This is a genomic window from Microbispora sp. NPDC004025 (assembly GCF_053604425.1).
Window position 1 is genome coordinate 491,752 of record NZ_JBSGHN010000004.1, and the last position, 13,235, is coordinate 504,986.

At 71.0% G+C, this 13,235-nt stretch carries 10 protein-coding genes; 7 read left to right on the forward strand and 3 right to left on the reverse strand.

Annotated elements, in window-relative coordinates; translation table 11 throughout:
- Positions 1-43 precede the first annotated feature (43 nt).
- The 4 genes from ACWEQG_RS14320 to ACWEQG_RS14335 all read left to right on the forward strand — a co-directional run bounded on the left by ACWEQG_RS14320 (position 44) and on the right by ACWEQG_RS14335 (position 7,457).
- The gene (locus ACWEQG_RS14320; protein ID WP_452284726.1) at positions 44-2,287 is read left to right on the forward strand and encodes an MMPL family transporter; all 2,244 of its coding nucleotides are present in this window, start codon (positions 44-46) and stop codon (positions 2,285-2,287) included.
- Positions 2,288-2,438: 151 nt separating this feature from the next.
- Complete coding sequence (locus ACWEQG_RS14325) at positions 2,439-2,912, forward strand: toll/interleukin-1 receptor domain-containing protein (RefSeq protein WP_452284728.1); 474 nt, start codon at positions 2,439-2,441, stop codon at positions 2,910-2,912.
- Positions 2,909-6,130, forward strand: a complete 3,222-nt coding sequence (gene fxsT / locus ACWEQG_RS14330; protein WP_452284730.1) for an FxSxx-COOH system tetratricopeptide repeat protein — start codon at positions 2,909-2,911, stop codon at positions 6,128-6,130. The genes ACWEQG_RS14325 and fxsT overlap by 4 nt, the downstream gene beginning before the upstream one ends.
- Positions 6,131-6,218: 88 nt before the next feature.
- Positions 6,219-7,457 carry an MFS transporter gene (locus ACWEQG_RS14335; RefSeq protein WP_452284732.1) on the forward strand — a complete coding sequence of 413 codons (1,239 nt, stop codon included), beginning with the start codon at positions 6,219-6,221 and terminating at the stop codon, positions 7,455-7,457.
- A gap of 93 nt (positions 7,458-7,550) precedes the next feature.
- On the opposite strand, the gene ACWEQG_RS14340 is transcribed toward ACWEQG_RS14335, so the two are convergent.
- The gene (locus ACWEQG_RS14340) at positions 7,551-8,279 is read right to left on the reverse strand and encodes an MBL fold metallo-hydrolase (RefSeq protein WP_452284734.1); all 729 of its coding nucleotides are present in this window, start codon (positions 8,277-8,279) and stop codon (positions 7,551-7,553) included.
- Positions 8,280-8,306: 27 nt separating this feature from the next.
- Entirely contained in the window at positions 8,307-8,453 is a 147-nt protein-coding gene (locus tag ACWEQG_RS14345; protein WP_452284736.1) for a hypothetical protein, read from the reverse strand.
- Positions 8,454-8,570: 117 nt separating this feature from the next.
- Between ACWEQG_RS14345 and ACWEQG_RS14350 the strand changes: the two genes are divergently transcribed.
- The 3 genes from ACWEQG_RS14350 (at position 8,571) to ACWEQG_RS14360 (ending at position 11,628) form a co-directional block, all read left to right on the forward strand.
- Entirely contained in the window at positions 8,571-9,386 is an 816-nt protein-coding gene (locus ACWEQG_RS14350; protein WP_452285104.1) for a putative RNA methyltransferase, read from the forward strand.
- Between the two features lie 117 nt (positions 9,387-9,503).
- Positions 9,504-9,668: a hypothetical protein gene (locus ACWEQG_RS14355; RefSeq protein WP_452284739.1), complete on the forward strand. Its 165-nt coding sequence runs from the start codon at positions 9,504-9,506 to the stop codon at positions 9,666-9,668.
- A 109-nt stretch (positions 9,669-9,777) separates the two neighbouring features.
- Positions 9,778-11,628: a prolyl oligopeptidase family serine peptidase gene (locus ACWEQG_RS14360; RefSeq protein WP_452284741.1), complete on the forward strand. Its 1,851-nt coding sequence runs from the start codon at positions 9,778-9,780 to the stop codon at positions 11,626-11,628.
- Between the two features lie 3 nt (positions 11,629-11,631).
- Here the strand turns inward: ACWEQG_RS14360 and ACWEQG_RS14365 are convergent, their stop codons facing one another.
- Entirely contained in the window at positions 11,632-13,056 is a 1,425-nt protein-coding gene (locus ACWEQG_RS14365; protein WP_452284743.1) for a PP2C family protein-serine/threonine phosphatase, read from the reverse strand.
- Between the last annotated feature and the right edge of the window lie 179 nt (positions 13,057-13,235).

The window sequence follows — 13,235 nt, forward strand, 5'->3', positions numbered from 1 at the left end:
TTGATCGTTTCCTACCGTCGAAGCGGACGTAAAAGGGGAGGTCATGGGACGCCGCAGGAACATCGCCGCCACCATCGGCGGCTGGAGCGCACGCCATCGGTGGTGGGCGCTGCTCATCTGGGTCGCCTTCGTCGCCGTCGCGACGGTCGGGGGCAACGCCGTGGGCACCACCGAGATGCGCGGCTACGAGTCCGCGAACGGCGACTCGCGCCAGGCCGGGCAGATCCTCGACGGCGCCCGGTTCCCGGACGTGGCCGGCGAGGTGGTGCTGGTCCAGTCGCGTACGGGGACGCTGACGGTGACGGATCCGGCCTTCCGCCGGGCCGTCGAGGACGTCAAGAAGGCCGTCGAGGCCACCGGCCAGGTCGAGCACGTGCGCACGCCGTACGACAAGGAGCCCTCGCCGGTGACGCAGGACCGGCGGACGACGCTGGTCCAGTTCGACATGAAGGGCGACGGCGGCACGGCGGAGGAACGAATCCAGCCCGTGCTCGACGCGGTGGCCAGGGTGCAGGGGGCGCACCCTGACCTGCGCGTGGAGGAAGCCGGTGCCGCCAGCTCCGAGAAACTGATCGGCGAGGCGGTCGACGCGGACTTCGTCCGTGCCGAGCAGCTCTCGCTGCCCATCACGATCGGCATCCTGCTCGCGGCGTTCGGCGCGCTCCTGGCGGCGGTCGTCCCGGTCGCGCTGGCGATGACGGCGATCTTCGCGGCCACCGGACTGCTGGCCTTCACCAGCCAACTTCTGCACGTCGACTCGGCCACCACCAACGTCATGCTGCTGATCGGCCTGGCCGTCGGCGTCGACTACTCGCTCTTCTACATCATGCGCGAGAGGGAGGAGCGGGCGAAGGGCCGCGACAAGAAGCGGTCCATCGAGATCGCCGCGGCCACCTCGGGACGCGCCGTGCTGATCTCCGGCATCACCGTCATCGTGGCCATGGCGGGCATGTTCCTCACCGGCAACGGCATCTTCATGGGCTTCGCCGAGGGCACGATCCTCGTGGTGCTCACGGCCGTCGTGGGTTCGCTGACCGTGCTGCCCGCGCTGCTCTCACTGATCGGCGACAAGATCGACGCACGGCTGATCCACGGCACGGCGCGCGTCCTCAGCGGCGGCCGGCTCACCTGGCGGCGGATCCTCGGGGTGCGCGGCGGTGAGAGTCGCGTGTGGGGCGCGATCCTGCGGCCGGTGTTGCGGCACCCGCTCATCTCCGTCGTCCTCGCGGGCGGGCTGCTCGCCGCCCTGGCCATCCCGGCCTTCGGCCTGAAGACCGGCACCCAGACCATCGACGACCTCCAGGGCGACTACCAGATCGCCGAGACGTTCAAGCGGATCGACAAGGCGTTCCCCGGCGGCAACGAGCCGGCGGTGGTCGTGGTCAAGGCGGCCGACGTGACGACGCCGGCGTTCACCGCGAAGATCGAGGACTTCAAGCGGCAGGCGCTGGCCACGGGCGAGGCCAACGAGCCCTTCGCCGTCGCCGTCAACCCGGACAAGACGGTCGCGAGAATCAGCATCGGCATCAAGGGCACCGGCGCGGACGAGGTCTCCGAGCACGCGATCCGCACCCTGCGGGAGAAGGTGCTGCCGGCCACGCTGCCCGGCGCCCACGTCACCGGCAACACGGCCGGCTCGATGGACTTCAACGAGCAGCTCACCCGCCGCATCCCGCTGGTGTTCGGGTTCGTGCTGCTGCTCGCGTTCGTGCTGCTGCTGGTCTCGTTCCGCTCGGTGGTCGTGGCGGTCAAGGCCATCGTGCTCAACCTGCTGTCCGTCGCCGCGGCGTACGGCGTGCTCGTGCTCGTCTTCCAGAAGGGGTACGGCGAGAGTCTGCTGGGCTTCCAGTCGACGGGCACGATCACCAACTGGCTGCCGTTGTTCCTGTTCGTGATCCTCTTCGGACTGTCGATGGACTACCACGTCTTCATCCTCAGCCGGATCAGGGAGGCGTACGACAAGGGCATGAGCACCGAGGACGCCGTGTCGTTCGGGATCAGGAGCACGGCGGCCGTGGTGACCAGCGCCGCGCTCATCATGGTGGCGGTGTTCGCGACGTTCGCCACGCTGTCGCTGCTGACGTTCATGCAACTGGGCGTCGGCCTGGCGGCCGCCGTGCTCATCGACGCGACGATCGTGCGCGCGGTGCTGCTGCCCGCGACGATGAAGCTGCTCGGCGACTGGAACTGGTACCTGCCGCGCTGGCTCGAGTGGCTGCCCCGGTTGTCGCACGGCGACGACGAGCCCGAGGAGGCTCCCGAGGAGCGGGTTCCCGCCCTCGTCTGACACTCCGGCCCGCAAGCGCCGGAACGGTGATCCTGCCGTTCCGGCGCATCGCCGTTCATCGGGCTCTTTCGTGTGGACCGTTCTCGCGCGAAATTCCCGGTAAGTTACCGGCGACGGGGGCGCTTGGTATCAGGGCAGCGACGGAGGCGTCATGACGAAGAACGACCCGACCGAAAACAAGGAAAAGGACTTCTTCGTCACCTATAACGGCAAGGACGAAACCTGGGCGACCTGGATCGCGCGGACCCTTGAGGACGCCGGCTACACCACGACCATCCAGGCCTGGGACTTCCGGCCCGGGGACAACTTCATGGCGGGAATGGACAAGGCGTTGTCCGGCTGCCGCCACGTTCTGGGCGTGCTTTCTCCCCATTACCTGAGCTCCATGTTCACCCAGGCCGAATGGACCGCGGCCTATCGTCAGACGCTGCTCGGCAAAGAACGTGGATTCATACCAGTGCGGGTGGCCGAATGCGATGTCGCCCCGTTGCTCGGACCGCTGGTCTACATCGATCTCGTGGAAGTCGAGGAGGCCGAGGCGCGGGACCGGCTCCTGGCCGGGGTTTCCCCCTCGATCGCCCGGACCCCGCGCGTTCCCGGATTCCCCGGCGGCGCACGCCGGTGAGTCTCGACGACTACACCGCGGACTTCTTCGTCTGTCACGCGGACGCCGATGTCCAGTGGGCGGAGTGGATCGGGGCGGAGCTGGAAGGCGCCGGCTACGGCGTGGTCCTCAAGTCGTGGGACTTCCGGCCCGGGCACAACCTGCTCGCGAAGCTCGACGAGGCCCTGGCCAAGAGCCGCCACACGCTCTGCCTGCTGTCGGAAGCCGACGAGGCCGTCCAGGCGGCCGCACGGGCCGCCGCCCAGCTTCAGGAGGTGGAGGGCAAGGACCGGGCTCTCATCCCCGTCCTCCTGGCCGAATGCGAGAGACCGCCGCTACTGGCCGCGTACGTGCCGATCGACCTGCGCGACGTGAGCCGCGAGGACGGCGGGGACGAGGCCCGGCGGCGCCTGCTGGCCGGAGTGGCCGAACGCGCCGAACGCGTGGCGAGCGGAGGCTTTCCCAAGGCAGCCGGGAAGCGTGTCCGGTTCCCCGCCGCCGACCCGGAGGCGTGGCAACTGCGCGGGCAGCGTCCGAACCCGGATTTCGTCGGGCGTGACGACGAGCTCACGGACCTCTACCGCGCCTTCCGCGCGAACCGCCCGGCCTCCGCCATCCAGGCGATCACCGGGCTCGGCGGCCTGGGCAAGACCCAGCTCGCCATCCAGTACGCCTTTCGGTACGGCAACGGCTACGACGTGGTGTGGTGGGTGCGGGCCGAGGACCCGACGACCCTGCGCGGGGACTACGCGGAGCTCGCCAAGAAACTGGGCCTGCCGTTCGACCAGGACGACCAGGCGATCCCGGCGCTCCGTCAGACGCTCCACCGCCGCCGCGACTGGTTGCTGATCTTCGACAACGCCGAGGACCCGGAGCAGATTTTCCCGCTCCTCCCGGACCGGATCACCGGCCACGTGCTGATCACTTCCCAGCTGCGCAATTGGCGGCATGCGGAGACGCGGCACCTGGAGGTCCTGCCGACCGCGGCCGCTGTGGAATACCTACAGCGGAAGGGCAAGGTCACCAACACGGACACGGCGCGAGAACTGGCGGAGGCCCTGGGCGGCCTGCCTCTCGCGCTGGCCCAGGCGGCCGGCGTCATCGCCGAGGGCATGTCGGCGGCCGACTACCTCGCCCAATTGCAGCGGCAGTCGCCGGAACTGTTCACGCGGGGCCGGGCCGGGGACAACGAGACGACGATCGCCTCGACCTGGCGGGTGTCCTTCGAACGGCTGGCGTCCCAGTCCGTCGCCGCGGTCGCCCTGCTGCGCCTCGCCGCGTTCCTCGGGGCCGAGGCCATCCCGCTGTCCCGGCTCGCCCCGGTGCCGGACATGCCCGCCGACCTCGCCGAGGCCCTCACCGACCCCTTACGCCGCCACGATGTGACGCGGGCCATGGGTCAATACTCGCTGGCCGACACCGAAGACGGTCTGCTGTCCATTCACCGCATCGTGCAAGCGGTCACCCGGGCCGACCTCGGCGAGGAGGCACCGCGCTGGGCGGGGCTGGCGCTCGCCACCGTTGCCACGGCGTTCCCCGACGACGTCCGTGATCCGAACATCTGGCCCGACTGCGAGACGATGCTCGCCCACGCCATCGCCGCCGCCCAGCACACCATGCGACTCGACGTCGCACCGGCGGAAACGGCCGACCTGCTGGAACGGGTAGCCCAATATCTGTTGCAGCGCGGGCGGCTGGATCATTCGGAGTCGGTGATCTCAGACGCCCTGGCCGCGGCCGGACAACTGCCGGACGACGCACCCGAGTATCTCTGCTGCCTCAATACGCACGGCCTGCTCCTGCTGGCGCAGGGCCGGTTCGCCGCGGCACTGGATGCGCAGGAGAAGGTCTACGAGATCCGGACCCGCACACTCGGACCTGACCACATCGACACTCTCCGCAGTGGTCGGGACCTGGTCGAGGCGCTCTATCGCCAAGGCCACCTGATGCAGGCCAAGCGACTACAGGACCGCCTTGTCCACGAGTTCACCGCGACTCTGGGTGCGGAGGACCTCGAAACCATCACCGCCCTTGCCTACCAGGCGACCCTACTGTCCGACACCGGCCAGTACGAAGAGGCTCGCAACCTGGAGGAGCAGGTGCTGGCCGCCCGACGCCGACTTCTCGGCGATCACCACCCCGACACCCTCGTCACCAAGGCCAATCTCGCCAGGACCTTGCATTCTCTGGGCAAGTGGGCAAAAGCTCGCGACCTCTATGAGCGCGTCGTCGAGGCCCGACGACAACTCCTCGGCGAACACCACCCCCACACACTCGATGCGATGGCCAACCTCGCCGTCACTCTGCACGCACAAGGTGAGCTCGACCAGGCCCACACCCTTAACGAACAGGTCCTCGACGCCCGACGACGACTCCTCGGCGAACACCACCCCAACACACTCGACGCCATGTCCGGCCTCGGCGCCACCCTCTACGCACAAGGCGAACACGACCAGGCACGCGCACTCGAAGAACAGGTCCTCGACGCCCGACGACAACTCCTCGGCAATCACCACCCTGGCACCCTCGACGCCATGGCCAACCTCGCCACCACCCTCCGCGTCCAAGGTGAACTCGACCAAGCACGCGCCCTTAACGAACAGGTCCTCGACGCCCGACGACAACTCCTCGGCGAACACCACCCCCACACACTCGACGCCATGTCCGGCCTCGCCGCCACCCTCTACGCACAAGGCGAACACGACCAGGCCCACGCCCTCAACGCACAGGTCCTCGACGCCCGACGACAACTCCTCGGCGAACACCACCCCGACACGCTAAGGGCGATGGCCGACCTCGCCGCCACCCTCTACGCACAAGGCGAACTCGACCAGGCCCACACCCTCAACGCACAGGTCCTCGACGCCCACCGCCAACTCCTCGGCGAACACCACCCCAACACACTTCGCGCGATGGCCAATCTCGCGGCCACCCTTCGGGAACAAGGCGAGAAGGCGCGAGCGCACTCCCTCCTGGTGACGGCTCTAGCTACCAGCGAACGGACCTTCGGTAAGAAGAACAGCCTCACCACGTGGCTCGCCTGGAGGCTGGTGTCCCTGCACGGCGCGCCGCACGAGGCGACCAGAAGGAAGGCCCTCGTCATCGAGAACCTGTCCTGGCTCGACAGGGAGCCGTCGAACCGGCTCACCGGGGAGCAGAAGAGCATCAGGGACCGCGTGAAGGCGTTCTTCAGCGGCGGCAAGGCGGGCGGACGCCGCTCGTCCAAGCGGAAGAAGTAGCCGCACGCTCACCTCCCCCACCCTGCCGATCCTCAGGGCAAGGGGGCACGCAGGGGGCAAGAAGTACATAACGGTAAAATGCGTGTACGTGGTGCAGACGGGCGAGAACAGTCGTAAACCTCTGATCTACTGGACCGCCGGTGTGCTCGCGTACATGGTCGCGGTCTTCCACCGGCAGTCGCTCGGCGTGACGGGGATCGACGCGGCGACGAGGTTCGGGGTCGGGTCGGCGGCGCTGTCGACGCTCGCGATGCTGCAACTGCTCGTCTACGCGGCCATGCAGATCCCCGTCGGCGTCCTGGTGGACCGCCTGGGGTCCAAGCGCATGCTGCTCGTCGGCGCGGCGGTCATGGCCCTCGGCCAGCTCCTGTTCGCCGTCTCCACCGGCCTGGCGTCGGCCGCCGCCGGAAGGGTGCTGGTCGGCTGCGGCGACGCGATGACGTTCATCAGCGTGATCCGGGTCGTCAGCGTCTGGTTCCCGCCCCGCCGCAATCCGCTGCTCGTGCAGCTCACCGGCATCATCGGTCAGTTCGGCGCGGTCGTGTCGGCCGTGCCGCTGATCAGCTCACTGCACGCGTACGGCTGGACGCCGACCTTCCTGTGGGCGGCGGGCCTGGGAGTGGTGGCGCTGGCCGTCGTCGCCGCCGGGCTCCGCGACCGCAGGCCCGAGCGCGCACCGGCGGCGTCCGGAGTGCGGGCGGCGTGGGCCGAGCCCGGCACCCGCCTCGGGATGTGGACCCACGCCGCCACCCAGTGCTCGTCCGCCGCCTTCACGATGCTGTGGGGCTACCCCTTCCTCGTGCAGGGGCAGGGCCTGTCCCCGCGTACGGCCGGGGTGCTGCTGACCGCGCTGACGCTGCTGGCGATGGCCTGCGGGCCGCTGCTCGGTTATCTGGCCGGGCGTTTCCCGCTGCGCCGCTCGTGGATGGTGCTCACGGTCATCGGCGTCACGGCCGGCGCGTGGTCGCTCGTCCTGCTGTGGCCCGGCGGTCATGCCCCGCTGTGGACGCTCGGGCTGCTCATGCTGGCCCTCGCGACGAACGGGCCGGGCTCGGTCATCGGCTTCGACTACGCCCGCACGTTCAACCCGGCCGAGCGCATCGGCGTCGCCACCGGCATCGTCAACGGCGGCGGCTTCGCCACCTCGATGTCACTGATCGCGCTCGTCGGGGTCGTCATGGACCTGCAGAACGACTTCCGCTGGGCGTTCGCCGTGCAGTATCCGATCTGGCTGCTCGGGGCCGTACAGGTCGTCCGGTACAGGACCCGCGCCCGCCGCCGCGCCGCCGTCAACCCCACCCCCGTCCCGGCCCCGGTCCCCGCCTGACCGGAGCCCGTCTTCGTCAGAGGGCGTTCGACTCCCAGCTGTCGCGGCTGCTCTCCACGTCCACCGCTTCGGCGAAGCCGGGGATCGTACCGATTACTTCAGGTACACGAAGGGGTCGCGGAAGTGGGAGGGGGCGAGGACGGCGGCCCGGGCGAGGATGTCCTCGCGCGTCCGTACGGCGAGGTCGGTGTCCTCGTCGTACACGTAGGGGATCGCGGGATCGGCGAGCTGGACGGGGTGGAGCACGGCGTCGCCGCTCATGACCACATCCCCTGCCTCGACACACTGGTGGCCCGGCGTGTGGCCCGGCGCGTGCAGCACCCGGACCCCCGGCACGGGTTCGGCGTCGCCGTCCACGACCTCCAGCCTGTCCCGCAGGGGATCGACGATCAGTTCGCGGACCGGGGCGGAGGCCCACTCGACCTCCGACCTCTGCAGCACGTAGCGGGCGTTGACGAAGGCGGGAACGCCCTCCACGACCGCGCCGCCCGCGTGGTCGCTGTGCAGATGGGTCAGCACGACCACGTCAACGTCCGCCGGCGCGGCCCCGGCGGCGGCCAGTTCCGCGCCGATCCGTCCGGGCAGCGGCGCCCAGGTCGCGAGCGAGTGCGCGCCGCCGATCCCGGTGTCCACCAGGACCGTACGGCCCGCCGCGCGCAGCAGGTAGCAGTGGAAGTGCAGCACCCACTCCTCGCCGGGGGCGAACGTGGCACCGGGAAACATCTCGGGCAGCGGCTTGCGGACCGGTTCCTTCATCGGGCCGACGGCATCGCAGAGCGGGACGATCTCGACACCGGACACGATTCTCGGCTCATGCGGCATCGCACCACCATAGAGGCCAGTGGTCGGTCAGCGGGCGGCGGCCGCGACCGGGGTGTAGTCGACGTCGAGGTCGGCGGCGTAGACGGCGCGCTCGCAGTGGGCGCAGCGGTAGAGGATCGGGCCCTCGTCGAGCTCGGTACGGCAGCGCGGGCAGCGGCGGCGGGTGCGGGTCATCTCGGTCTCCCCCTTCGAAAGGCTCCTTGCGTGTCCATGGGAACTCCGGCGGCTTGCCGTACTCCTGCAGACGACTTGTCACCGGTTCGCACTCCGCTTGGGGTGGATGATGGACGGGTGCTCGCCGACGTCATCGACCATCTCGTCTGCCCGGCCTGCGGGACGGCGATCCATCTGGCCGACGGGTCGGTCAGATGCGCGCGCGGCCACTCCTTCGACGTGGCGCGGCAGGGATACGTGAACATGCTCACCCGCCCGGCCGGCACGGCCGACACGCCCGCCATGGTGGCCGCGCGGGCGCGTTTCCTGGAGGCGGGCCACTACGCCCCGCTGGCCGGCCGCCTCGCCCGGCTGTGCGAGGACGCCGCCGTGGTCGCCGACGCCGGCGCGGGCACCGGCTACTACCTGGCCGCGGCGCTCGGCGACGCCGCGGTGGGCATCGCGCTCGACGTGTCCAAGCACGCGCTGAAGCGGGCCGCCCGCGCGCATCCGCGCATCGGCGCCGTGGTGGCGGACGTGTGGCGGCCGATCCCCGTCGCCGATCACCGCGTGGACGTGCTGCTCAACGTCTTCGCACCGCGCAACACGGAGGAGTTCGCCCGGGTGCTGCGGCCGGGCGGTTCCCTCGTCGTCGTCACGCCCGGCCCCGGCCACCTGAGCCCGCTGGTCGAACGGCTCGGCCTGCTGAACGTGGACGAGGACAAGGACCGCCGCCTGGAGGACGCCCTGGGCGGCCGGTTCGCCCGGACCGGGGAGGAGACCGAGGAGATCACGCTCTCGCTGCGCCACGACGAGGTCGAGGCGGTGGTCGGCATGGGCCCGAGCGCCTGGCACACGCGCCCGGAGGAACTGGCCGCGAAGATCGGCGCGCTGCCCGACCCGGTGCCGGTGAACGCGTCCTTCCACATCACCCGCTGGGCCGTGTCCCCGTGACCGCTGTGTCCCCGTGACCGCTGTGTCCCCGTGACCCCGCCCGTCCCCGTGACCCCGCCCGTCCCCGTGACCCGCCTGTCTCCATGAACCCGTAGGCTTCGTGACCGCTGTGTCCCCGTGACCGCGTGCGTCCACGTGACCGGGGGCTCGGCCGGTTCGGTCTCCCCCCGGTCCACGCGGATGACGCTGATCAGGCCGTTCGGCTCGATGTACGCGCGGCCGACCACCGCCAAGCTGAACGTGGCCAGCCGCGCCCAGCTCGCCGGCTTGGACCTGTCCTGACGCGGCGCTTGCGACAACTTGTGTCCCGACATCACCTATTTGTCGGTCATTTGCGTCTCTCGCGGGACATACTGAACCCGACCCCGTAGGAGCGCAGGGGAGGGCCGGTATGAAGGCCGAGGAACGCTGGCAGGCCAGGTTCCGGGCACCGCGGGTGACCCTGCCCACATGGGCGCGTCAGGCGCCGCACCGCGCCGTCTACCGCGGCAACGCCTCCGGCGCGTGGGAGATCTACGCCTGGGACCGGTCGAGCGGGCAGATCCGCCAGGTCACCGACCGCGCCCACGGCACCCGGTACGGCGCGATCGACCCGGCCGGCCGGTGGATCTGGTGGTTCGGCGACACCCACTGCGTCCCCCACTGCGACACCGACTGCGACACCCACTGCGATCCCCACGGCCACACGGACGGCGACACGGGCCGCGACGGGTACGGCGTGTGGTCGCGCCAGCCGTTCCACGGCGGCCCGGACGAGCCCCTGGCCATGCCGCCCGGCCACCCGTGCGGGCTCGCGCTCGCCTCGGACGGCGCCGCGGCCGTCGGCCTTTCCACCCGGGACGGCTTCGAGATCCTGCTGGCCAGGCCAGGGAGCGAGCCGGTCACGTTGTACCGCCACGACGAGTACGCCGCGGTCGCGGACATGTCCCTCGACGGTTCGCTCATCGCCGTCAACCACAGCGAGCACGGCGACGCCCTGCATCCGGCCGTACGGGTCATCAGGGCGGACGGCTCGACGGTCGCCGAGCTGAACGACGGACCGGGCAGAGGCGTGACCGGCTGCAGGTTCGCCCCCGTCCCGGGCGACCGGCGCCTGCTCGTCCTGCACGAGCGCCGGGGCCGCCGCGAACCGCTGGTGTGGGACCCGGTGACCGGCGAGCAGCGGGAGATCTGGCTGCGGGTGCGCGGCGAGATCTCCGCGGACTGGTACGACGACGGACGCGCCCTGCTCGTCATCAACAACCAGCGGGGACGCACCGAACTGCTGCGCTACGACCTCGCCGGCGGCGGCCTCACCCCGATCCAGAGCCCGCACGGGGTGATCGAGGCGGCGGCGCCGCGCCCCGACGGCACCGTCGAGTACGCCTGGTCGAGCGCCGCCCACCCGCCGGTCGTCAGGTCGAGCAACGGCCACGTGGTCTTCAGCCCCGGGCGCACACCGCCGCCGTCCGTGCCTCTGGAGGACATCGACGTGGACGGCCCGGGCGGGCGCATCCACGCCCTCGTCTCCCGGCCCGAGCGGGTGGCCGCGCCGTACCCGACGGTGTTCCTCCTGCGCAGCGCGCTGCCGGGGTTCGGCGGCGGCACCGGCGGCCAGGACGACGACTCGTTCCGGCCGCAGGTCGCGGCGTGGGTCGACAGCGGTTTCGCCGTGATCCGGGTGAACCACCGGGGGTCGGCCGGGTACGGCTCCGCCTGGCGCGACGCGCTGCGCGGCGACGTCGGCCACATCGAGCTGGCCGACGTGGCGGCGGTGCGCGACTGGGCGGTGGAGCGCCGCATCGCCGACCCGGACCGCCTCGTGCTCGCCGGCACGGCGTGGGGCGGCTATTTGACCCTGCTGGCGCTCGGCACCCAGCCGAAGTCGTGGACGGCGGGGATCGCCGCCGCCCCCATCGCCGACCACGCGGCGGCGTACGAGGACGAGGCCGAATGCATGCGCGCGGTGCACCGGGCGCTGCTGGGCGGTTCCCCTGCCGAGGTGCCCGAGCGGTACGCCGCGTCCTCCCCGATCACGTACGCCGACATGGTGGAGGCGCCGCTGCTGATCCTGACGGGGGCGAACGACCGGCGCTGCCCGGCCCGGCAGGTCGAGCGCTACGTCCGGGCCCTGGCCGCCCACGGCCGGGAGGCGTCCGTGTACCGGTACGACGCCGATCCGGGCGCGCCGGCCGTCGAGGAGCGGGTGCACAGGATGGCCGCGTCCATCGACTTCGCCGTCCGCGCCCTGGGCCGTACCTAGGACCTAGGGCGCGCGCAGGACGAGGATGGCCAGGTCGTCGGCGCTCGGCACCGGCGCGAAGTCCTGTACGGCGCGGCGGATGCGCTCGGCCACGGCGCGGGCGGACAGGTCCACGCACTCGGCCAGGAGCTTGGCCAGGCCGCCGTCGTCGTCGAGCAGCCGGTTGCCCGACCGCCGCTCGGTGACCCCGTCGGTCACGCCCAGCAGCACGTCGCCCGGGGTGAGGCGCAGGCTGTCCTCCTGGAACTTCGCCTCGGGGAACACCCCGAGCAGCGACTGCGGCGAGGCGACGACCTCGACCTCACCATTCGGCCGCAGCCGCAGGGCCTCCGGATGCCCGGCGGAGACGAGACGGATGTCGAGACCCTCCGGCGAGACCGTGATCTGGCCGTGCAGCAGCGTCAGGAAGCGGGCGCGCTCCCCCTCCTCCAGGATGGCCTGGTTGAGCCGGCCCACCACAGCGGCCACGCCGTACCCCTCGCGGGCGAGCAGCCGGAGCGTGTGCCGGGCCAGCCCGGTGACCGCGGCGGCCTCGGGCCCGGTGCCGCAGACGTCGCCGATCGCGAAGCGCCAGACCCCGTCCGCGATCGGGAACAGGTCGTAGAAGTCGCCGCCGACCTCGTTGTTCTCCCCCGCAGGCTCGTAGATCACGTGGAAGTCGAGCCCCGGGGTGGTGGGCTCGTCGGGCGGCAGGAGGCTGCGCTGGAGCGCCCGGTTGGCCGCCGCCTGCTGGGCGTACAGACGCGCGTTGTCGAGCGCCAGCGCCGCGCGGCGGCCGAGGTCCTCGGCGATCTGCATGGCCTCGTCGGGGAAGCGGTCGCGCCGGCCCAGGCACATCACGCCGAGCCGCCGCCCCCGCGCGGTCAGCGGGTACGCCAGCGCCTGCCATTCGCTCATCGGCAGCACGGCGGGGTCGTCGTCCGCGGGCAGCGAGATCTCCTCCAGTTCGTCGCGCATGGCGTCGATCTGGGTCTCGTCCGCGTGCCAGAGATAGGCGGGCCGCAGTTCTCCCGACCCGTCCTGCGCGGTGTAGACGGCGCACCAGCTCGCCAGGCGCGGCACCACGATCTGCGCGACGATCGCCGGGACCATCTCCGGGTTGAGCGTGCCCGCGAGCAGATCGCTCGCGTCCGCGAGGAAGCCCAGCCAGCCCGGGCCGTGGGCGGCCTCGAGCAGCCACTCGTCGCTCTGCACCGGCTCCCCGCCCGGCAGCTCCAGACGGGCCCAGCGGGTGCGCAGCGACGAGGTGAACGTGACACCCCAGCTGACGGCGTCGGCCGGCGGGCCGAAATCCTGGCCGTCCGTCTTCTCCCTGACCTCCACCTGGATGGACTCGCCGTGGTGGAGCCACACGACCTCGAAGGGCGCGCCCGCCGCTTCCACGACGAGTTCCCCCACCAGCCGCTCGGCCTCGGGGTACACCGACATGGCGGCCCACGCTGTCATCACTTCGCGTGTGAACCGCTTCGCTTCGGGTACGGCCGTCTCGCCTGGCGTGAAGGACGCCGCCAGAACGGCCCGAGGGCTAGTTGTCACCACCATTGTGCTTACCACACTTCCGGCTGACCTCGGGTCAAGCAAGGGGGCCCCGCATCCCGCCGAACGTG

Excerpts from the sequence above, each read along its gene's own strand:
- ACWEQG_RS14320 (WP_452284726.1), top strand. The coding sequence starts at position 44 with ATGGGACGCCGCAGGAACATCGCCGCCACCATCGGCGGCTGGAGCGCA.
- ACWEQG_RS14325 (WP_452284728.1), top strand. The coding sequence starts at position 2,439 with ATGACGAAGAACGACCCGACCGAAAACAAGGAAAAGGACTTCTTCGTC.
- ACWEQG_RS14340 (WP_452284734.1), bottom strand. The coding sequence starts at position 8,279 with ATGCCGCATGAGCCGAGAATCGTGTCCGGTGTCGAGATCGTCCCGCTC.
- ACWEQG_RS14345 (WP_452284736.1), bottom strand. The coding sequence starts at position 8,453 with ATGACCCGCACCCGCCGCCGCTGCCCGCGCTGCCGTACCGAGCTCGAC.
- ACWEQG_RS14360 (WP_452284741.1), top strand. The coding sequence starts at position 9,778 with ATGAAGGCCGAGGAACGCTGGCAGGCCAGGTTCCGGGCACCGCGGGTG.
- ACWEQG_RS14365 (WP_452284743.1), bottom strand. The coding sequence starts at position 13,056 with ATGTCGGTGTACCCCGAGGCCGAGCGGCTGGTGGGGGAACTCGTCGTG.